The organism is Leuconostoc gasicomitatum LMG 18811, assembly GCF_000196855.1.
Taxonomy (GTDB): Bacteria; Bacillota; Bacilli; order Lactobacillales; family Lactobacillaceae; genus Leuconostoc; species Leuconostoc gasicomitatum.
Genome location: NC_014319.1, coordinates 774,400 through 796,762 on the forward strand (window position 1 = coordinate 774,400; position 22,363 = coordinate 796,762).

A 22,363-nucleotide genomic window follows, 5' to 3' on the forward strand; every position below is an offset into this window, starting at 1 on the left:
CTCATCAAGAATAGTGTAAAATAAAGATTATGTTATTAACTCTGAAACAACAATTTAAGAATACACCAGTGACAATCAGTATTTTTGTCCTAACTGTCCTTGTTTTTTTCGCCGAATTTCTGATTGGACGGGGACAAACCGATAATGGTAGCATACTAGTAGCTTTTGGTGCAAAATGGGGACCATATATTAAAGTGTATGATCAATATTGGCGGTTAGTAACGCCATTATTTTTACATGCGGGGGTCATGCATATACTGACCAATATGCTAACGCTATGGTTCATTGGTCCCATTGCTGAAGAAACATTTGGTAGTCGTAAGTTTTTAGGATTGTATTTATTTGGCGGTATTGTCGGTAATATTATGTCTTATTTATTTGCACCTTTGACTGTTTCTGTTGGTGCCTCTTCGGCGCTTTTTGGTATGTTTGGTGGATTGATATTATATGCTGTACAATTTAAGCATGACTCTCGTATCCGTGCGCAAGGGACGATGATGGGACTTTTTGTCGTTCTAAATCTAATGTCTGGCTTTTTTTCGACAGGCATTGATATGTGGGGACACATTGGTGGTTTAATCGGTGGCATGATGTTTGCTGTTATGTTTGGTTTCTATGGTCGCTCTGGAAAATATCCAATGGCTTGGCGACTGACAATGGGTGTGGTAACGGTTTTGATACTTGCACTTGCTTTGATCGCAAAAGGAGGCGTTTCATGAAAAATTTTTATGACATACTAACTTATTTAAAAACGTTTGGGGTTTATATTCATGTTGGCAAACGGTTGTGGGATATTGAGATAGCTGCATTGGAAGTTGATAATTTAAAAAAAGCAGACGTTATTGATAATAAAAAATATGCCACAATGAAGTTAATATTGGCGCATGAACATCGATTGGAAGAAGAAAATCCAAGTGATTAATTCTGATCAATAATTGTTTACTGAAAGTTATGAAAACGCTTGCAATTTGCAGGTGTTTTCTGTTAAAATGAGTGGGTAATCAACTTACTAGGAGGAAACGTGTGCTGCACCGTATGTTAGAGAGCTACTCTCTTCGATGGCGGTATGTTGCACTTTTAAGATAATGGCTAAAGATAAATTAATCGGTGTTGACCTTGGTGGCACAACAATTAAGTTTGCTATTTTAACTGAAACTGGTGAAATTCAACAAAAATGGTCAATTAAAACGAATGTTTTTGATGATGGAGTACATATTGTACCAGATATTATTGAATCAATTAATCACCACCTTGACTTATATCAATTAGATCCAAAGCGTGTGATTGGGATTGGCATGGGTACACCTGGAACGGTAAACCGGACGACTGGTACCGTGACTGGTGCTTATAACTTAAATTGGAAGACAGAACAAAATGTTAAAGCAGACATTGAATCTGGTACTGGCTTTTTGTTGACGCTGGACAATGACGCTAACGCTGCAGCACTTGGTGAGGCTTGGAGAGGTGCTGGTAATAATGATGATGAGGTATCATTTATTACACTTGGTACCGGTGTTGGTGGTGGTTTAGTCTCCAATGGTCAACTGATTCATGGAACTGCCGGTGCAGGTGGTGAAATTGGGCATGTTGTTGTTGAACCCAACGGTTACTTATGTACTTGTGGGAACAAAGGTTGCTTGGAACAATATACTTCGGCGACCGGTGTTGTACACTTAGCACAAGATTTTTCTGAAGAGTATGTTGGTTCATCAAAGCTAAAACAATTAATTGCTAATGGGGATGAAGTCACTTCAAAAATTGTGTTTGATTTAGCAAAAGATGGTGATTTTTTGGCTAATAAAGTTATTGATAAAGTGGCATATTACTTAGGCTATGCTACAGCAGCTATGTCTAACATATTAAATCCATCAGCTGTTGTTATTGGTGGTGGTGTGGCCGCAGCGGGAGAGTTTTTACGTGCCCGTGTAGAAAAAAATTGGCAAACATTTGCTTTTCCAACAGTTAGAAGTACAACACGTGTTAAATTAGCCGAACTAGGTAATGATGCTGGCGTCATTGGCGCAGCATCATTGGCACGTGTTGACACTAACTAAATAAGTAAAATTAACTAACAACCGTCTGGTTGTTTTTTTTGACACGTTTTTTAATAAACAACACTTTATAGGTTAAAAAAGGTATAATGTAAGGTATTGTTAATTAAATAATAAGCTATAAGCGACTTGTTTTACAGAAAGAAGATACAAAATGATTACTTTAAAATCACCAAGAGAAATAGAAGCAATGCGCCAATCTGGTGCAATTATTGCTGGTATGCATCATATGTTACAAGACTTAATTAAACCAGGGATTGATACATGGGAAATTGAAACAAAATCACGTGACTATATTGAAAGCCATGGTGCTGTACCTTCACAAATTGGATTTGAAGGCTTTAAGTATGCAACAACAATTAGTGTTAATAATGAAGTAGCTCATGGATTGCCTCGTAAAGGGTTACATTTAAAAAATGGTGATTTGGTCAAGGTAGATACAGTCGTTGCGCTTAAAGGCGCTGTATCGGATTCAGCGTGGTCTTATGCTGTGGGCGAAGTAACACCTGAAATACAAAAGTTAATGGCTGTGACAAAAAAGGCCATGTATTTAGGAATTGATCAAGCAGTTATTGGTAATCGTATTGGCGATATTGGCAATGCAATTCAGCAATATACTGAAGTTGAAAATCATTACGGTGATGTACGCCAGTATATTGGTCACGGTGTTGGGCCAACAATGCACGAAGAACCACAAGTGCCACATTATGGTAAACCAGGTCATGGCATTCGTTTACGCGAAGGCATGGTTATCACGATTGAACCAATGATTAATATTGGTGGCTGGGAAGTTGATACTGATGATACGGCTGAAGATGGTTGGACTGTTACAACTAGTGATGGCTCATGGTCAGCGCAATATGAACATACACTAGCAATTACAAAAGAAGGGCCAAAAATACTAACAAGTCAAGATGCAAAATTCGATGCAAAATATTTGTAAAAGTAGGTTAAAAATTTGAAAATCAAGCCAAAACACAAATCATATTTAATTACTAAACGACTCATTGATGTGGTTTTTGCGTTACTTGGATTAATTGTGTTATCTCCCATATTTGTGATAGTATTTGTAATTTTAAAAATAGATAGTCCAAAATCATCGGCGTTATTTGAACAACAACGAATTGGTAAAGATGGTAAACCGTTTCACATTTATAAATTCCGTTCAATGGTTCCAAACGCTGAGGAAATTTTAAAAGCAGATAAGGTATTATACGAAAAATATGTTGCTAGTGGTTATAAACTACCAACAAAAGAAGACCCACGAATTACAAAATTAGGTTCTTTTTTACGTCGTTCAACCATTGATGAATTACCACAATTTTGGAATATGTTGATTGGTGATATGAGTTTAGTCGGGCCGCGTCCGATTGTTGCTGAAGAACTAAAAGAATATGGTGATCAAAAGGATATATTCTTGTCAGTTAGACCTGGTGCATTGGGTCTATGGCAAGCTAGTGGTCGGTCACTCATTGAATATCCAGAACGAACACAAATAGAATTAGAGTATGTTGCAAATGCAGGCTTTTTTTATGATATTAGTATCGTATTTAGAAACGTGATTGCAATTTTTAAATCTAAAGGGGCCTATTAAACTGATGAAAGATCTAAATAAGCCAATGCTAGCTTTATATAAAAAATAGGTAACGTTAAAATAAAATAATAGTCTCTACTAGCTAATTCGATATTGTAGAGCTAGGTGATTTGGTAAAAAAATATGGTTGATAAAATTCAAATCTTGGTAGCAGCACACAAAAAAGCATCAATGCCTCAAAAAGAATGTATGTATACACCGATTCAAGTTGGGTCAGCACTTGCTTCTGAAAAATTTGCTGGATTTTTATACGATAATAATGGGGTCAATATTTCTGCTAAAAATCCATATTTCAATGAATTAACAGCTTTATATTGGGCAAGACATAATTCTGATGCAGATGTTATTGGACTTGTACATTATCGCCGTTTTTTTTCAATTTCGAAGAAAAAAAGTTTGAGTGCAATTTTATCTGAGCCGGATTTACGTGAGTTGTTACAAACAACCGCTGTTATCGTACCTAAAAAGCGACGATACTGGATTGAAAGTAGTCAGTCACATTACCGTCATGCACATCATGGTGAATCATTAGATGTCTTACGTTCTGTGATTGCAACACGTCAACCAGACTATTTAGATTCCTACGATCGAAATATGGCACATAGCTGGGCACATATGTTCAATATGTTCATTATGAAGCGAAATAAATTTGACGCGTATATGGACTGGTTATTTGATATACTATTTGCAGTTGAAGTGCAAATACAAGATGATGTTGTGCAGTGGGATCACTATGAACAAAGAGTTTATGGATTTTTAAGTGAGCGTTTGTTGGATGTTTGGTTGGATAAAAATCATATCAATTATCAAGAAGTTCCCGTTATTTTCATGGAAAGACAAAATTGGTTGCTTAAGGGGGGGAGATTTTTGGCCCGAAAAATCGGCATAGGGCGAATTGTGTAAAGAGTTGGGAAATGTTTTCATAAAAACTGAATTTCATGTTACATCACATATAGTTTGAGGTTAAACCAATATTGTATTTTTGGTATTGTTCATTCAGAGTAGTGCATAATTTGGGATAGTAAATAATTTAATTATTTTTAATTTACTGAAGTTAACTGTTTTGAGCTTTAACGTTTTATACTTAGCAATAGCATAGTGTACACGTAGATGTTTTTCTAAGAAGAAAGAAGAAATAATGAGTAGAAATACTTTTTTAAAAATTATAATGATACCATTTGTTTTAATTAATATTATGATTATTAAGGAAACAACAGTTTCTGCTAATATAAATAATCAAGAAATTGTTAATGAACATGGTGCACTGTTAAGTCAACTAGCTGACGATGATAGTAATGCATTTGTGAGTAATAATGTTCAAAATGGATTTATAAATAATAATAGTCAAGTATATTATTATAATAACCAAGGTCAAATGATTTATGGTGAACAAAAAATTGATAATAATTGGTATTATTTTGATAAAATAACCGGAGCAATGGCAATAGGCTTCCAAAATTTAGGCAATAAAACAGTTTATTATAATAATCAAGGTCAAATGATTTATGGTGAACAAAAAATTGATAATAATTGGTATTATTTTGATAAAATAACCGGAGCAATGACAATAGGCTTTCAAAATTTAGGCAATAAAACAGTTTATTATAATAACCAAGGTCAAATGATTTATGGTGAACAAAAAATTGATAATAATTGGTATTACTTCGACAAAGTAACCGGAGCAATGGCAATAGGCTTCCAAAATTTAGGCAATAAAACAGTTTATTATAATAGCCAAGGTCAAATGATTTATGGTGAACAAAAAATTGATAATAATTGGTATTATTTTGATAAAATAACCGGAGCAATGACAATAGGCTTTCAAAATTTAGGCAATAAAACAGTTTATTATAATAGTCAAGGTCAAATGATTTATGGTGAACAAAAAATTGATAATAATTGGTATTACTTCGACAAAGTAACCGGAGCTATATCTGATGATAGTACTATTGTTCCTAAAAATGCTAAAGAGGCTGGTATTAATGGATACAATAACGGCGGCTGGGGCTACTATAGTCATAATTGTACAGCATTTGTCGCAGGCGTTTTAAGTGCTCAGGGAGTTCCAGACTCGGTAATTAGAGGACTAGGCAATGGATCTGAGTGGGCAAGCTGTGCAAGGAATAAAGGACTTCGGGTTGATTTAATTCCAGAACCTGGCACTGCTATTTCATTTAAAGGGGGAACTTCATTGTATCCATATGCTGAAGGCCATGTCGCGTATGTTACTAGTATAAACAATGATGGAACATTTAACATAATTGAAGGTAATTATAGTGGGTTGGCATATCATGAAAGAATAATTAGGGTAGACTCGACTGTAGCGGGAATTATACATTTTTAATTCTATTTTTTCTGAATAAACTTGAATTTTTAAAGATGTAACAGGTATAAAATAGACATACTGTAATTAACGTAGTGCTTTGCATATATGTGGGGTGCTTTTTTGTTTTTAAAACTAATAATATGTATTCATGGTAGATAAAATATATACTTATTTATTGTTATAAAAGTTTTAAATAATGTATAATGATGTGAAATAATCAATAAAATATGGCATACAATATTGTAGAATCGAGAATAAATGATATTAAAGGATAGAAAAACTAATATTGTTAATGTCTGCATACAATGAAAGTCAAACAATTATTAAAATGATTGGAAATGTAAGAAAGTTACAAAAATTATTTTAGGCATTAAAATATAAGGTTATGACAATAATTTAACTCATAATACTGAAACGTTGGTTGAACAGAATAAGTTAATAAGATGAGCATGACTATATTTGATACAGATTTGTTTATATATTGAAGCAGTTATAGTAGATATACTATGTTCCTGTTTTCTATATTTCGTCTCATTTTTTTCAGTACGCTATTATCAAAAAAGACTTAAAAATTTCATGTCGTTAATTAAAAATTGATTCGCAAAAAAATGTTTTACAATATGCAAAGTTGATGCGTCTCAGGTATAATGGAGATATTATGGTAAATAAATTTAATACAAAAAATTATGATTATTTAATTGTTGGTGCAGGGCCATTTGGCATGATTTTTGCATATGAAGCAGCCAAACGTGGAAAAAAGTCGTTGATCGTAGAAAAGCGGCCTTATATTGCTGGAAATACCCATACACATGTAGAACATGGTATTACAGTTCATGATTTTGGTGCACACATTTTTCATACGGATAATAAGGAAGTATGGGATTATATTCGCCAATTTGCTGAATTTAATGGCTATCAAAACCAAGTTGTCGCAAATTATCAGGGCACTTTATATAATTTGCCATTTAATATGAATACATTTTATCAAATGTGGGGAACGAAGACGCCCGATGAAGCGCAGGCAAAAATTGCTGAGCAACGCGAATTGGCGTTGAAAGATTTAGGAAACCGTCAACCACGTAATTTGGAAGAACAAGCTATTTCTTTGATTGGTACTGATATTTATGAAAAATTAATCAAAGGTTATACTGAAAAGCAATGGGGACGTCCAGCAACCGAACTACCGGCGTTTATTATAAAACGATTACCAGTACGTTTTATTTACGATAATAACTATTTCAATCATCGTTATCAAGGGATACCGGTTGGTGGTTATACGCAAATATTTGAGCGGATGTTATCACAATCACAAGGTTTAATTGATGTGTTAACCGATACAGACTTTTTTGATCACAAAGAAACACTATTGTCAGAGTTTCCGCGGGTTTTGTATACTGGGATGATTGATCAATTCTTTGATTATCAATTTGGTGAGTTAGAGTATCGCTCATTACGCTTTGAAAGTGAAGTGATTGATTCTGATAATTATCAAGGGAATGCAGTGATTAATTATACAGATGCTAAAACACCCTATACGCGCGTAATGGAATGGCGCCATCTTGATGGCTTGGCGGATGCAGGTAAGACAATCATTACCAAAGAATATCCACAAGAGTGGGATCGATCGAAAGAAGCGTATTACCCAGTTAATAATGATAAAAACACACAAATTTACAAGCAATATGCACAAGAGGCACGCCAAAAACATCCAGAAATTATTTTTGGTGGTCGACTAGGTAAATACCGTTATTTTGATATGGATCAAGTATTTAATGATGCATTCCATACTGTACGAGAAGAGTTTAACGTTGCTGCAGATTTTAATTTTGCACATGATGACACGAAGTAAAATGCCCAATGGGGCGTACATAAAAATTTAGGACCTAAAATGACAGAAAAAATTGACAAGTATTCAATTGAAAAACCAGAAGTATTATCACTTGTGGTGCCCGTTCATAATGAAGAAGAAACAATTCAAACTTTTTATGATACTTTATCTGCTCTGAAAGATAAATTAACAGCCACAATACAGTATCATTTTGTTGACGATGGTTCGACAGATCACACACTTAGTATTCTTCGTGAATTAGCTAATCGTGATGAAAATGTCCACTACATTAGTTTTTCTCGTAATTTCGGAAAGGAAGCTGGACTTTATGCTGGTCTGCAACAAACAACTGGACAATATGTTGCTGTGATGGATGTCGATTTACAAGACCCACCAGAATTATTGCCACAAATGTTGCAGGATGTCCAGAGTGGCGATTATGATGCTGTGGGCACACGACGAGCTGATCGGTCAGGCGAGGCCAAAATACGATCATGGTTTTCTGCACAATTTTATGTGTGGATGAATAAAATAAGTGAAACACAGCTTGTCGATGGCGCACGTGATTATCGTGTGATGACAAGGCAGATGGTTAATGCAATCTTGTCAATGAGTGAGAATCAACGATTTAGTAAAGGCATATTTAGTTGGGTTGGCTTTAAAACAAAGTATATCCCATTTGAAAATAGGGAACGTGTTGCGGGCAGCACGTCATGGTCATTTTGGTCATTATCAAAATATGCTATCGCGGGCATTGTTTCATTTTCAACTTTCCCATTAACGATTATAACTGGTCTTGGATTCCTCTCGTTTGGTATCTCACTATTGAGTGCGGCTTTTATTGTTATTCGTGCTTTAGCTTACAATAACAGCGCTGCGGGTTGGCCATCAATTGTAACAATTATTTTATTTATTGGTGGTATACAGTTGCTAAGTTTGGGTGTTATTGGTCGTTATATCGCTGCTATCTTTTTAGAATCGAAACATCGACCAATTTATATTACCCGAGAAGAAAAATAATTAAAGGATTATCGACTATGAAAAGAGTGATCACATACGGCACCTTTGACATGTTACATTATGGGCATATCAATTTATTAAAACGTGCAAAAGAAATGGGTGATTATTTAATTGTTGCACTTTCAACTGATGAGTTTAATTGGCATTCAAAACAAAAGAAAACTTATTTTTCATATGAAAAGCGCAAACAATTGTTGGAAGCCATTCGCTATGTTGATTTAGTTATTCCAGAGGAAGCGTGGGATCAAAAAACCTCGGATGTTAAGTTATACAAAGTAGATACGTTTGTTATGGGTGATGATTGGGCTGGTCAATTTGATTTTTTGCAAGATGAAACAGATGCAGAAGTTGTCTATTTAGCGCGCACGCCTGAAATATCAACAACCCAGATTAAAAAGGATTTAAATACAAAAGATTTGACGACTAATCATAAATCTAAAACAGATTAACTTTTTGTTGAAAAGGGCGAGAAGCCTTTTTTATTCGCACAAATACCCAGCTAATGCCGTAATAAACTGTTAGGCAGACAAATAAGGAGTTATGATGGGAACATTATCCGTATCAGCAGTTCTTGTAACGTATAATCGGTTAGAATTACTAAGCAAATCAATTCAAAAGGTTTTAAGTCAAGATGTTGATAGATTGAAACATCTAATTATTATTGACGGTGCAAGTACTGATGGCACACGTGAATATTTGGACAACTTATCAGATTCTCGCTTAATCATAGTGCATTTATCTGAAAATATAGGTGGTGCTGGTGGATTTAATTTAGGTATTCGAACATTTTTTGAACAAACAAACGACGATTTTGTATGGTTGATGGATGATGATTCAATGCCAACGGCTAATGCGTTAACAAATTTATTAGATATGTTTGATAATAATAAGTTGGCCGGTTGGGGTGCTAGTAAAGTGGTATGGACAGATGGAAACTGGGCTAAAATGAATATACCAGGTTTGCTAAATGGGAACAAGCGTAGAATATATCAGGGTGATGAAAAATGGCTACCCATTAAACATGCAACTTTTGTATCCACTATTTTTAAACGTGATCTAATTAAAAAAATTGGGTTACCTCAAAAAGAATACTTCATTTGGGGCGATGATATTGAGTATACCGAACGTGCAGCACGTGCGATGTCTGGATACCTTGTTCGTCAATCAATCGTGATACATGCCAGTCAATTTAATTCAGAACCCGGTGATATTGTTGGTGAAGTAGTCGTAAGTCGATTACCACGATACTTATTTGAATATCGTAATCGTCTATTAACATCTCGACGTCGACATTCTAATTTAAAACTTATTAAAACATTAGGACACAGTGTGCTCGATTTGTTAAAAACATTATTTTTACCTGGTGTGCAATATCGTGGTCAAAAAATAAAACTGATTGTAAAGGGAACAATTAATGGATTTAAATTTGACCCTGATATTGAAAAATTGTGATGAGTCCAAAAAGTAAAGTGCTTGTTGCTGTTCAAAAGATTTGCTATAAACCAGGAAGCTATTTAATTTTTATAGTACACGACATAGAAGCGTCTTTTTTTGATATAATAAGAATATGAAAACAGGAATAGTAAAAATTTGGCAAAAAGAACGTGGCTATGGCTACATTACACCCGATGATGGTGGTGAAGATGTATTCGTGCATTTTAATGGTATTGATATGATAGGATTTAAATCACTTATTCAAGGCGAAAAAGTGAATTATGTGCTTGTTCAGGGGTTTAAAAATTATCAGGCGGCACAAGTGAGTCCGATTATGAAGAAAGCAGTTGATGCATAATGGCAGAGCGCGAGCATGTCATTGATTCAAAAATAATTTATAAAGGGCCAATTTTTAGTATTGAAACGCAATCGGTCAACTTATATAATGGGCATCAAGCTAAGCGTGATATTGTAAGGCATGTCCCAGCAATAGCAATCTTAGCATTTATCGATGCAGATCATATGATATTAGAAAAACAATATCGTGCGTCGATTGGTGATTTTATTTTAGAAATACCTGCTGGTAAACTTGACGAGCGCGATTTTGATCAACCTGAACATGCGGTTGAACGTGAACTTAATGAAGAGTTACGAATGACTGCTGGCGTTATTAAACGTGTAGTAGGTTTTTTTGAAACAGTTGGATTTTCCGATGCTTATATGCATGTTTACACTGCTCAAGATCTCCAATTGGTTAGTGAAAAGGAGCAGTTACCAAGAGATTTAGGCGAATCTTTAGATCTGGTAACAGTATCATTTAATGATATGCAAGTGTTATTTGAAACTGGTAAACTGACTGATCAAAAAACGATATTAGCATTCTTGTACTGGTCATATTTAAGAGGTTAAAATGTCTGAAGAACTATCACGAAGGGCAGCCAAAAAAGCTCAAAAAAAACGTGAAAAAGAACGTAATCAAGTTGAAAAAAATTATGCTAGAGAGCACCCAACAAAAATAACAGTTGTGGCACCAGAAACACGCGAAGAAATGCGTCTGACACGCAAGGGACGTTATGAACTCGGATCTGATGGCAAGCTCACAGCATTAGGTAAGTCTAAGCGACTGACACATCGTTACAACGTTACCATTGTTGTACTGTTACTTTTGATTGTGGCGACATATGCATTCTTTTTTCTTGTGAATTAATTTGTTATCAATAAAAAAAGACATATGCAATGAGTTACGAACATATAGAAATGAAAGGGAACTTACTGACAAGTTTATAATGTACGGCCTTAAGTGCTGATACTAATGAATTGTTGGTCTATTAATTATGAAAATTGGAATTATTACGCCAATGGCGGAAGAAAAAATCACCTTAATTGCTGCATTAGAAAATACAGCAACAAAACGTCATGGTGGTACGGAAATTACGACTGGACAATATCATGGGCATGAGGTTGTGCTAACGGAATCAGGTATTGGTAAAGTTGCAGCAGCCTCAGCGACTACTGTGTTAATTGATAATTTCCAACCCGATTTAGTTGTTAATACGGGATCAGCCGGTGCGCTAGATCCTGATTTGAAAATAGGTGCTGAGGTTGTAGGGACGCATGTTGCGTATTCAGATGTTGATGTAACCGTATTTGGTTATGACTTTGGTCAAGTACCCAATCGGCCGCTGTATTATGAAGCAGATAAACAAGTTGTTAGAGAGTTTTCACAGTTGGCAGCAGTTAAAACAGGCCTTATTGTTTCAGGCGATCAATTTGTGCAAGATGAAGCTAAGCAACGTATTTTGACACATTTCCCTGAAGCTATGCTTGCTGAAATGGAGGCTGCAGCTGTGGCACAAGTGGCTTATCAATTTAAGACACCCTTTATTGTGTTACGAGGCGTTTCAGATTTGGCAAATGGTGATTCTGGAATTGTATTTGATGATTACGTTGTAGAAGCAGGAAAAGTTTCGGCTAAACTACTCTTATCATATTTGGACAGCAAAGCATAAGTGGGCCGCGATAGCGGCTTTTTGTATTTTTAAAATGAATATGATACCATAAAATTACGAAATAAGTTAAGGACTGAGAAATGATAACAACCTATAATTTAAAAGCATGTGGCGATATTTTGGTGATTGTTTTAGCACCTAATGCCGATAAGCAGCAGGTCACGACAAATGGTCAAGTAACACGTATTCAAGATAGAGACACAAAAAAAACAACAGGATTTAATATTGTTGGTCTGGGCAAACAATTAAATATAACATTACAAAATGGTCGAATTTTTCTCAATAAGGATCAAATTACAATTGTGAATAACGTGATTCGAGAAGCAGGATTTAATGATGTTTTGGTGGCAGAAGCATCAAAACTAGTCATTGGTCGTGTTAAAAGTATCACGGCACATCCTGATTCGGATCATCTATCAGTTACGTCAACAGCTGTGAGTGATGAGAAAGTATTACAAATTGTTTCTGGCTCGCCAAATATGCGTGAAGGAATCAAGGTTGTTGTTGCACAACCAGGGACTATGATGCCATCAGGTGCATTAATTTGGGACGGTGCCCTGCGAGGTGTACCATCAAGTGGCATGATTGTTTCAGGTCGTGAACTACAATTGGACGGTGCGCCTGATAAACCTGGTGCACTCATTTTACCAGAAAGCTTTGGTGAAATTGGCGAACCTTTTAACTTTGATAAAGCAAAATCATTATATAAAGATGGCTTAGTGGATACTGAATATTGATATGCTAATACAAGATAAATTACAAAACGCACCGCGTACTTATCGCACGTTAAATGATGAAAATGCGCAGTATAAAAAATTGATATTTGAGTTACGTAAAGGTGAATTGCAGTACTTTACATTTTTACCAAATAAGGGGAAATAATGCCTAAAACATATTATTTTATTGGTGTTAAAGGGACTGGAATGGGACCTTTGGCTCAAATTTTGCATGATCAAGGAAATATTGTGATCGGTTCTGATATTGATGCTTATACTTATACACAAGCTCCATTAGAAGCTGCTGGAATTAAAATTTTATCATTTCAATCAGAAAATGTTGACAAATACCGTGAGGCTATTTTTGTGCGTGGTAATGCGTTTTCTGATGAACAAGTTGAAGTAGCCAGAGCCTTGGCATTGGGCGTTACTATGATGACTTACCCTGAAGCTGTCCAAGAACAAATCATGCAAACAACTTCGATCGCAGTTGCTGGTGCGCATGGTAAAACATCAACGACTGGATTACTAGCACATGTTTTAAAAAATATCGCGCCAACTTCTTACTTGATTGGGGATGGGACAGGTCGTGGGGTACCTAATTCGCAATTTTTTGTTGCGGAGGCTGATGAATATCGACGTCATTTTAAGGATTATGCACCGGATTATGCTATTTTAACAAATATTGACTTTGATCATCCCGATTATTTCAAAAATATTGAAGATGTGACAAATGCCTTTTCGGATTTTGCTAATCACGTTAAAAAAGCTATTTTTGCTTGGGGAGACGATGCACATTTACGTGCACTTCGTCCTAAAGCAACGGTTTATTACTATGGAACGAGTCCTGAAAATGATGACTTTGTAGCTGAAAATATCCATAAGTCAACACAAGGATCACATTTTAATGTGACATTTCGTGGTGAAACATTAGGTGAGTTTTCAGTGCCATTGTTTGGACAGCATAGTATTTTAAATGCTTTGGCAGTGATTGCAGTTGCTTACATGGAAAAAGTTGATTTAGATCTGATTCGTGAGTATTTAATGACTTATCAAGGGGTTAAACGGCGCTTTAGTGAAAAGCAAATTGCTGATATTACAGTAATTGATGATTATGCGCATCATCCAACAGAAATTGATGCGACACTCGATGCAGCACGTCAAAAGTATCCTAATAAGCAAATTATTGCAATTTTTCAACCGCATACATATTCGCGTGTTATTGCATATAAAGATGAATTTGCTAAAAGCTTGGAAGCGGCAGATAAAGTGTATTTGGCAAATATATTTGGTTCAGCACGTGAATCAGTGGGTGCTGTTACTTCTGCTGAAATTGGCGCAGAGATAAGCAAATTCGGTGGTATTATTGAGGAAGAAAATATGAGTCTCTTAATGCCTTATGAAAATGCTGTCATGGTATTTATGGGTGCAGGTGATATTGAAAAATATGAATTTGCCTATGAAAAATTGCTTGGACAACTACGAACTGATTTGCAATAAAAGCTTATGTTAAGTGATAAATAGGGACTTTAAATAAAGCGATTTAATATAAATTTAATCAATTCTCTGTTATAATATGTGTTAGCTAGAAATAGTTATTGGTACAGTGTTTTACTTGAAGAACTTAATGTGAGGAGACTCAAATGGATAATTTTAATATTAATACACGTCGTGATGTAACAGGCATGGATGCGGGTATGCGGGCGTTTTTCAAGCAAACGTATAGCTTTATGGCAATTGCTGTTATGGTTACGGCAATTACGGGATTTGTTGTACAAAAATTTTTCTTAGCTCAAGTGGTTGCTTTGATTGCAGGAAATATCGTTGGCACATTGGCACTTTTTGGTATTCAAATCTTAATTATGACAATGATTGGGCGTGCAACCTTTAAAAACCCCGCACGAGCATTTGGCTTATTAATGGCATTTGCTGTTGTTGAAGGGTTGACGTTAGGTTTGCTGTTAGCAATTTATACAGGTGCTTCAGTGACCATGGCGTTTGTATCAGCCGCTGCAGTATTTGGTGGTATGGCCGCCTATGGTATCTTCACAAAACGTGATTTAACTGGTATGGGTTCAATTCTTTTTGGCTTATTGATTGGCTTAGTTGTCGCATCAGTTGTGAACATTCTATTTTATAATGGAATTGTGTCATTATTGATATCAGGTGTCAGTGTTATTGTGTTCTCGTTGTATACTGCTTATGATAACCAAAATTTAAAACTCATGTATAGCCAGTTTGCTGGGCAAGCTGATACAACTGGGTTAGCAGTTAACGGTGCTTTACGTTTGTATCTTGACTTTGTCAACCTATTCTTTGCTCTAATTCGAATTTTTGGTGTCGTTGGTGGATCAAGAGATTAGTAAGTTTCCAAACCAATATGATAAACATGAGTATTAAATTTAACAGCCTTGAGGGCTGTTTTTTTGTTACACTAGAAGATAGATAAAGGAATATAAAATGACAAAAAAACTACTTTTAATTGATGGAAATTCACTTGCTTTTCGGGCTTTTTATGCTATGTACAATCAACTTGACAGAATGATTTCACATAAAGGACTGCATACCAACGCACTAGTAGCATTCAATAATTTTTTGGATCAAATTGTGGATCCCATGCAACCAGATTTAGCTGTTGTAGCATGGGACGCAGCTTCTGGGAAGGAAACTTTTCGTGGTGAGTTATTTCCCGAATACAAAGATGGTCGATCAAAAGCGCCGTCAGAGTTTAAAGAACAATTTCCGTATTTACGTGAAATGGTTGCATTACATGGCTTGCGAAATTATGAGCAACCAGGCTTAGAGGCAGATGATATTATTGGTACTTATTCACGTTTGGGGGAACAAGCTGGTTACACGGTGATTATTGTGACTGGCGATCAAGATTTGACGCAATTAGCCACCGATAATATTACAGTTAATGTGACTAAAAAAGGTGTGACGGAAATTGAACGTTACACGCCAGACTATATCATGGAAAAGTTTAACTTGAAGCCGTTACAAATTATTGAAAAAAAAGCTCTTACAGGCGATACATCCGATAATTATCCAGGTGTAACAAAGGTTGGTGAGAAAACAGCTTTAAAATTGTTAGCTGAGTATCACGATATTGACAATCTATACGCACATGTTGATGATATGAAACAATCTAAATTAAAAGATAATTTAATTAATGATCGTCAATCAGCCTTTTGTGCTAGAAAATTAGCAACAATACTGACAGATGCTCACTTAGCATTGCCACTCGAAGAAATTGAATATCGTGGGATTGATTACGATAATTTGGTGACATTCTATGAAAATTTAGATTTTAAAAAACAGCTTGCTAAAATTAAAGCATTACAAAAATCAGGGCAAATTTCAGGCAGCCAAACAACTGTTGAGAAGAGCATTAATGTGATAAAGCTCCAAGATGACAATTTACAAGCTGTTGCCATGTTAGGTACCAAAATCGCGTTTCATATTGAAATGATAGGGCAAAATTATCATATTGACGACATGGTAGGCTTTGTGATTGGCAGCCCAGCTACAGGTTATTATGGTAGTCGTGATGTGACACTTTTACAAAGACCAGAATTAAAGTCTGTGATTGAAAATGCAGGTATAATCAAAAACGTATTTAACATTAAGGCACAGTTGATATTGCTTAAAAGATTAGGTATCAAACTTAAGGGAACTAAATTTGATTTCTTATTGGTATCATACTTACTTGATACAACTGATAATGATAATGAATTAGCAACCCTTGCCCAACGCTTTGATCTTTATATGACATCAGATGAGGATATTTATGGGAAGGGAGCTAAATTTGCAATACCCGAAGATGACGCTCGCGTTTTAGCACATTTAGCAAATAAAGCTGATATTTTAATGCAGGTGGAACAATCAGCATTTGACGCATTGCAAGAACATGAGCAAACACATTTATATACAGAAATAGAATTGCCATTAGCTCAAGTATTAGCAGATATGGAGTACCAAGGGATTAAAATTGATCAGAAAAGATTGCGTGATATTGGTAGTGACCTTGAGGGTCGAATTCATGCAATTGAAGATGCAATTTATATAGAAGCAGGTGAAAAATTCAATATTAATTCTCCAAAGCAACTTGGTGTACTTCTTTTTGAAAAAATGGGTTTGCCAGTAGTTAAACGAACAAAAACTGGTTATTCAACAGCTGTTGACGTATTAGAAAAATTAGCGGCACAAGCACCAATTGTCGATCATATTTTGCAATATCGTCAACTGGCAAAATTAAAATCTACTTACGTTGAAGGATTATTAACTGTTGTGCATGATCAAGACAGTAAAATTCATACCAGATTTTTACAAACGTTAACGCAAACAGGACGTTTGTCATCGGTAGATCCAAACCTACAAAACATTCCTATGCGAACAGAAGAGGGTAGACAAATTAGAACAGCATTTGTACCAAGTGAGCCAAATTGGCAAATTGTTGGTGCTGATTATTCACAAATTGAGTTACGTGTGCTTGCCCATATGACAGGAGACAAAAACATGCAGCGGGCATTTTTGAATGGTGAAGATATTCATGCTGAAACTGCACGCGCTGTTTTTGGCTTAAAAGATGATGCGCCGGTTGATGCACTGATGCGTCGTACAGCAAAAGCTGTTAATTTTGGCATTGTTTACGGGATTTCTGATTTTGGATTAGCCAATAACTTAGGTATTTCACGTGGGGAAGCTAAAAGTTTTATTGATACCTATTTTAAGGAGTTCCCTCAAATTCATGCTTGGATGGCAAAAATTAAAGAGATAGCCCACGAACAAGGTTTTGTCGAAACAATTGCCAAACGTCGTCGTTATTTGCCAGAAATCGGTTCAAAGAACTTTAATTTACGTAGCTTTGCTGAACGAACAGCGATGAATTCACCAATTCAAGGTTCAGCAGCTGATATCATTAAAATAGCAATGATTAAAGTAGCTGATGCGTTACAAGAGCATCACATGCAGGCACGTATGTTGTTACAAGTTCATGATGAACTGATTTTTGAAGCACCAATAGATGAAATTCAAGAGCTGACAGAGTTGGTTACAAACGTTATGGATTCCGCTGTGGTGTTAGATGTACCTATGCGTGTCGAAAGCCATTATGGTAATACTTGGTATGATGCAAAATAAAACCAATAAAACGTCTCATGTTATATAACCTAACATATATTCGCATAACTGATAAATATCAATTAGAATAAAAGTATGTTAACGGAGGTTGTCAAATGAGCGAACGTGAACTGAGAAGAAATTTAGCGATTTTACCCATGGGCACAATCCGTGAACTCACACTATTAACTGATCGTCAGATTCGATATTATGAGCAAAACGAATTAATTAGTCCAACGCGTGGCAAAGGAGGTCAAAGACGATTTTCATTAAATGATGTTGATCGTTTACTTGAAATTAAGGACTTTTTAGACGCAGGGGATTCAATAAAAGACATTCAGGAAATATTTGCAAAACAACGCCGAAAAGCAGTTGGGAAACAGGATTCAGAGTCAGCGCTACGACGATCTTTGCAAAAAGAATTTGCTCAAATTGGGCGATTTGATCGTTAATTATGCACAACTGTCTCACAAGTTTTATTAGTAGAAAGGGAACTCATGGCACGAAAGTCATTTACAAAAGAAGAAATCAACCAAATTGTTATAGATGAAAACGTCGAATTTATTCGCGTGACATTTACAGACGTTCTTGGCGCAATTAAAAATGTGGAAGTACCAACTTCACAATTGGACAAGTTGTTAAACAACAACTTAATGTTTGATGGTTCATCAATTGAAGGTTTTGTGCGGATTAACGAATCAGATATGTATTTGTACCCTGATCTATCAACCTTTATGATTTTCCCTTGGGCAACTGATAGTCGTGGTGGTAAAGTGGCACGTTTAATTGCTGATGTCTACACATCAGACCGTGAGCCATTTGAGGGTGATCCACGTCAGGCATTACGTAAAGTGTTAAATGAGGCAAAGGCGGCCGGTTTCTCAGCTTTTAATGTTGGTACTGAACCTGAGTTCTTCTTATTCAAATTAGATGCAAATGGTAAACCAACCACTGAATTAAACGATAAAGGTGGCTATTTTGATCTTGCACCACATGATATGGGTGAGAATGTGCGTCGTGAAATTGTTTTGACTTTGGAAAAAATGGGCTTTGAAATTGAGGCAGCACATCATGAGGTTGCTGAAGGGCAACATGAAGTTGATTTTAAATATGCTTCTGCCTTGGAGGCAGCTGATAATATTCAGACGTTTAAATTAGTTGTTAAAACAATTGCTCGTAAAAATGGGTATTATGCAACCTTTATGCCTAAACCTGTAGCCGGTATTAATGGGTCAGGTATGCATACTAATATGTCATTGTTCCGTGGTGCTGAAAACGCTTTTGAAGATACTTCTGATGAAATGGGCCTATCAAAAACAGCCTACAATTTCTTAGGTGGTTTATTAGCACATGCGACAGCATTTACAGCTTTAGCAAATCCAACTGTTAACTCGTACAAACGATTGACTCCTGGATTTGAAGCACCTGTATATGTTGCTTGGTCAGCCTCTAATCGTTCACCAATGGTTCGTGTACCAGCTTCTCGAGGTAAGTCAACTCGTTTAGAATTACGATCAGTGGATCCAACTGCTAACCCATATACGACATTGGCGGCTATTTTAGCGGCAGGATTAGATGGTATCAAAAACGAATTAGAACCCTTAGCTTCAGTTGATAAGAATATTTATTTGATGGATGAAACCGAACGTACAAAGGCTGGCATTACTGACTTACCAGATACTTTGCTGGCAGCAATTCGTGAATTAACGAATGATAGCACAATCACAGCTGCGATTGGCAGTCACATTGCAGATAAATTTATTGAAGCAAAAAAGATTGAGTATACATCATACCGGCAATTTGTATCGCAATGGGAAACTGATGCGTACTTTGAAAACTATTAATTGAACAAACTAATACACATTAATAAAATAAGATACATCATTTAAAAGCCACGACATTTTGTAGCTTTTTTGTTATGATGAAAGAAGTATTTTATTAGTTTTAGGAGCGTGTCGTCGACATGAAAAAATTCACAATTAATTGGCGTAAAGTATTGCTGATAGCAGTTGTTTTTCTTGCTAGTACTGCTGTTCAGGTGTTAGCTTTAAATGCATTTTTAATTCCAAATAAAGTTTTTTCGAGTGGCTTTAATGGTATCGCACAATTGCTATCTATATTTTTTGTACAATTATTTCACATTAATATGCAAACTGGAACTTTCATCATGATTTTCAACATTCCAATTGGTATTATCGGTTGGAAATTAATTGGTGGTAAATTTACTATTTTGAGTTTTCTAAACTCTATTGTTGTATCTGTTGTGCAAATTGTGGCACCAACGCAAGCCCTAACAACAGACCCATTGTTAGCATCGCTATTTGGTGGTTTACTATTGGGAGTTTCAATCGGACTGGCCATGCGATATGGATTTTCGACAGGTGGTATGGACATTATAGCGTTGGTCGTTCAAAAACGTACGGGAAAATCAATCGGCGTACTAATGAATGGTATTAATTTTGTGGTTGTTATTGTTGCGGGCGCTTTTATTGGTTGGCAAAATGCCTTATTTACGCTGATTGGTATTTATGCGACTGGCCGTGCAGTTGATGCGTTATACACTGGGTATCAAAAACTAACCGCATTGATTGTTACTTCAAATGGGGATGAAGTTGTTGAGGCACTGCATCGAGATTTGATACGTGGTATTACTATACTGCCATCTAGAGGTGCTTATACAAAACGCGATTCAATGACACTGATGATGGTTTTGTCACGCTATGAATTGGTTGAAATGCAAGAAATTGTTCATCGTACTGATCCGAAAGCATTTATTAATCTGTTGAGTACGGTAAGTGTTTCAGGAGAATTTTTTGATGCTGATCGTCAGTTACAAATGAGGCGTGCAGTTACGGTACCAAAACTTGAAACAGTAACTGCACAAATTGAGGCTGAGCAACAATTAGAATCACAACTTGATAAATTAGAAACAGATGATAATAAGTAGTCATTAGAAAAGAGAAAAGAAAAATGCCAATTGTACAAGTAGAATTATTAGAAGGTCGTACACATGAACAACTTTCAAAAATGGTAAAAGATATTACAGATGTCATTGTAGCAGATGTTGGTGCATCTCGTGAGGCAGTACATGTTATTTTACGAGAAATGCCAAAGGATCATTACGCAGTGGGTGGCATTTTAAAGAGTGACCAATAAAAAATAACGAATTGTAATTTAAATGTGGCAATTTGAAGTATTTTACAAAAAAGACGACGTGCTGTTTAACACGTCGTCTTTTTTATTATTCATTATAGTGTAGTGAGGGCTGTGAATTATTTTAGAAATTTATAATTAATTTGTGGAATCGCGAATGATGAGTTTACCGTCAATAACAATACGTTGTATTTGTATCGTATTATTATCGCGTACTTTTCGAAAGAGTCGATACAATTCTTTACCAGCCTCAAAAAAACTGAACTCAAAACTAGTAAGATTTGGAGAGACTGTTTCACTAAAATACGATTGACCAAATCCAATATAACGTGGTTTTTGATGTAAGGCAAAGGCTGATTGCATGGCACCAACAACAATACGATCAGTGGCGCCTATAATGAGATCAAAATCTTCATGTATCATGGCTTGGTACGCTGACTGCTTAGCAATATTAAGCTTGAAGTCAGTGATAATTTCTTTATGTGGCATGCCATTAAGTGCAGACTTGATACCAACAAAACGGTCGTGTCCGACCGCGTAATCTAGTGACATATCAACATTCAAAAGTAAAACATTTTTAGGCGCCAATTTTTGGAGATAGTTACCAACGGTTTTTCCTGCTTGAATGTCATTCATAATGACTCGGTTAAATTCGGCCTCATCTTGACCCTGAATAACAGTTGGTAATTTTGATGCTTTTATTACTGAACGTATTTCTTCAGTTAAGTTAGCTGTTAGTATAATAAGGCCACTGACGTTTTGGGATTGTAATTTTTCAATGGCAGCCAATTCGCGCGCGGAATCTTGATAGACATTGATAATTAAAAAGGTATCATCAATATTTAATTCGTCTAGTCCTCTAAGCATATCAGATTGTGCAATTGAATCTAATCGAGGGACAATTACGCCAATCGTGTGGTTGGTCTGCTGTTTTAAACTTTGTGCAAATGTATTTGGTGTGTAGTTATACTTTTGTACAATGCCATCAAGCTTCTCACGGGTATGTACACTAACAGAGCCACCGTTTAGATAGCGTGAAACTGTACTTTTTGCGACGTTTGCAATCATCGCAATATCGTTTATTGTAACTTTTTTATTCATACTTATAATA

At 35.8% G+C, this 22,363-nt stretch carries 25 protein-coding genes; 24 read left to right on the top strand and 1 reads right to left on the bottom strand.

All coding sequences use genetic code 11. The annotated features are described in order from the left end of the window. Positions 1-29 precede the first annotated feature (29 nt). From LEGAS_RS03760 to LEGAS_RS03875, 24 genes are all read left to right on the top strand, one after another. Positions 30-719, top strand: coding sequence for a rhomboid family intramembrane serine protease (locus LEGAS_RS03760; RefSeq protein WP_013231453.1), 690 nt, complete (start codon positions 30-32; stop codon positions 717-719). Continuing rightward, complete coding sequence (locus LEGAS_RS03765; protein ID WP_013231454.1) at positions 716-922, top strand: YqgQ family protein; 207 nt, start codon at positions 716-718, stop codon at positions 920-922. The genes LEGAS_RS03760 and LEGAS_RS03765 overlap by 4 nt, the downstream gene beginning before the upstream one ends. A gap of 163 nt (positions 923-1,085) precedes the next feature. Further along, a complete protein-coding gene (locus tag LEGAS_RS03770; RefSeq protein WP_010382621.1) occupies positions 1,086-2,054 on the top strand; it encodes an ROK family glucokinase in 969 nt (322 codons plus the stop codon). A gap of 151 nt (positions 2,055-2,205) precedes the next feature. Further along, positions 2,206-2,994, top strand: coding sequence for a type I methionyl aminopeptidase (gene map / locus LEGAS_RS03775; RefSeq protein WP_010382619.1), 789 nt, complete (start codon positions 2,206-2,208; stop codon positions 2,992-2,994). A gap of 15 nt (positions 2,995-3,009) precedes the next feature. Then, positions 3,010-3,645: a sugar transferase gene (locus LEGAS_RS03780; RefSeq protein WP_013231455.1), complete on the top strand. Its 636-nt coding sequence runs from the start codon at positions 3,010-3,012 to the stop codon at positions 3,643-3,645. Between the two features lie 123 nt (positions 3,646-3,768). Next, positions 3,769-4,548: a DUF4422 domain-containing protein gene (locus LEGAS_RS03785; protein ID WP_013231456.1), complete on the top strand. Its 780-nt coding sequence runs from the start codon at positions 3,769-3,771 to the stop codon at positions 4,546-4,548. Between the two features lie 235 nt (positions 4,549-4,783). Next, entirely contained in the window at positions 4,784-5,989 is a 1,206-nt protein-coding gene (locus LEGAS_RS03790) for a CHAP domain-containing protein (protein WP_013231457.1), read from the top strand. Positions 5,990-6,629: 640 nt separating this feature from the next. After that, positions 6,630-7,820, top strand: coding sequence for a UDP-galactopyranose mutase (gene glf, locus LEGAS_RS03795; protein WP_010382613.1), 1,191 nt, complete (start codon positions 6,630-6,632; stop codon positions 7,818-7,820). A 39-nt stretch (positions 7,821-7,859) separates the two neighbouring features. Further along, on the top strand, positions 7,860-8,819 hold the full coding sequence (locus LEGAS_RS03800; protein ID WP_013231458.1) for a glycosyltransferase family 2 protein: 960 nt from the start codon (positions 7,860-7,862) through the stop codon (positions 8,817-8,819). Between the two features lie 17 nt (positions 8,820-8,836). After that, the gene (gene tagD / locus LEGAS_RS03805; RefSeq protein WP_013231459.1) at positions 8,837-9,268 is read left to right on the top strand and encodes a glycerol-3-phosphate cytidylyltransferase; all 432 of its coding nucleotides are present in this window, start codon (positions 8,837-8,839) and stop codon (positions 9,266-9,268) included. A 94-nt stretch (positions 9,269-9,362) separates the two neighbouring features. Further along, positions 9,363-10,271 (top strand): glycosyltransferase family 2 protein, encoded by a 909-nt coding sequence (locus LEGAS_RS03810; RefSeq protein ID WP_013231460.1) that lies wholly within the window; start codon positions 9,363-9,365, stop codon positions 10,269-10,271. A 115-nt stretch (positions 10,272-10,386) separates the two neighbouring features. Continuing rightward, positions 10,387-10,611: a cold-shock protein gene (locus LEGAS_RS03815; RefSeq protein WP_010390008.1), complete on the top strand. Its 225-nt coding sequence runs from the start codon at positions 10,387-10,389 to the stop codon at positions 10,609-10,611. Next, a complete protein-coding gene (locus tag LEGAS_RS03820) occupies positions 10,611-11,162 on the top strand; it encodes an NUDIX hydrolase (protein ID WP_010390010.1) in 552 nt (183 codons plus the stop codon). The genes LEGAS_RS03815 and LEGAS_RS03820 overlap by 1 nt, the downstream gene beginning before the upstream one ends. 1 nt (position 11,163) lies before the next feature. After that, positions 11,164-11,460 carry a hypothetical protein gene (locus LEGAS_RS03825; RefSeq protein ID WP_013231461.1) on the top strand — a complete coding sequence of 99 codons (297 nt, stop codon included), beginning with the start codon at positions 11,164-11,166 and terminating at the stop codon, positions 11,458-11,460. A gap of 127 nt (positions 11,461-11,587) precedes the next feature. Then, a complete protein-coding gene (locus LEGAS_RS03830; protein WP_010386428.1) occupies positions 11,588-12,262 on the top strand; it encodes a 5'-methylthioadenosine/adenosylhomocysteine nucleosidase in 675 nt (224 codons plus the stop codon). 80 nt (positions 12,263-12,342) lie between these two features. Continuing rightward, positions 12,343-12,999 (top strand): YtpR family tRNA-binding protein, encoded by a 657-nt coding sequence (gene ytpR / locus LEGAS_RS03835; RefSeq protein WP_013231462.1) that lies wholly within the window; start codon positions 12,343-12,345, stop codon positions 12,997-12,999. A gap of 1 nt (position 13,000) precedes the next feature. Next, positions 13,001-13,144: a hypothetical protein gene (locus LEGAS_RS03840; protein ID WP_010386426.1), complete on the top strand. Its 144-nt coding sequence runs from the start codon at positions 13,001-13,003 to the stop codon at positions 13,142-13,144. After that, positions 13,144-14,478, top strand: a complete 1,335-nt coding sequence (gene murC / locus LEGAS_RS03845) for a UDP-N-acetylmuramate--L-alanine ligase (RefSeq protein WP_010386424.1) — start codon at positions 13,144-13,146, stop codon at positions 14,476-14,478. Before LEGAS_RS03840 ends, murC begins: the two co-directional genes overlap by 1 nt. Before the next feature lie 143 nt (positions 14,479-14,621). Next, positions 14,622-15,341 carry a Bax inhibitor-1/YccA family protein gene (locus LEGAS_RS03850; protein ID WP_010386422.1) on the top strand — a complete coding sequence of 240 codons (720 nt, stop codon included), beginning with the start codon at positions 14,622-14,624 and terminating at the stop codon, positions 15,339-15,341. A gap of 97 nt (positions 15,342-15,438) precedes the next feature. Further along, entirely contained in the window at positions 15,439-18,120 is a 2,682-nt protein-coding gene (gene polA / locus LEGAS_RS03855; RefSeq protein WP_010386420.1) for a DNA polymerase I, read from the top strand. A 95-nt stretch (positions 18,121-18,215) separates the two neighbouring features. After that, positions 18,216-18,551 (top strand): MerR family transcriptional regulator, encoded by a 336-nt coding sequence (locus LEGAS_RS03860; RefSeq protein WP_010386418.1) that lies wholly within the window; start codon positions 18,216-18,218, stop codon positions 18,549-18,551. Positions 18,552-18,596: 45 nt separating this feature from the next. Next, positions 18,597-19,943 (top strand): type I glutamate--ammonia ligase, encoded by a 1,347-nt coding sequence (gene glnA / locus LEGAS_RS03865; protein ID WP_013231463.1) that lies wholly within the window; start codon positions 18,597-18,599, stop codon positions 19,941-19,943. Between the two features lie 119 nt (positions 19,944-20,062). Next, complete coding sequence (locus tag LEGAS_RS03870; protein ID WP_010386414.1) at positions 20,063-21,046, top strand: YitT family protein; 984 nt, start codon at positions 20,063-20,065, stop codon at positions 21,044-21,046. 23 nt (positions 21,047-21,069) lie between these two features. Then, complete coding sequence (locus LEGAS_RS03875; RefSeq protein ID WP_013231464.1) at positions 21,070-21,255, top strand: 2-hydroxymuconate tautomerase; 186 nt, start codon at positions 21,070-21,072, stop codon at positions 21,253-21,255. Between the two features lie 135 nt (positions 21,256-21,390). Here LEGAS_RS03875 and LEGAS_RS03880 read toward each other — a convergent pair whose 3' ends face one another. Continuing rightward, positions 21,391-22,353: a LacI family DNA-binding transcriptional regulator gene (locus LEGAS_RS03880; protein ID WP_013231465.1), complete on the bottom strand. Its 963-nt coding sequence runs from the start codon at positions 22,351-22,353 to the stop codon at positions 21,391-21,393. Positions 22,354-22,363: the final 10 nt, after the last annotated feature.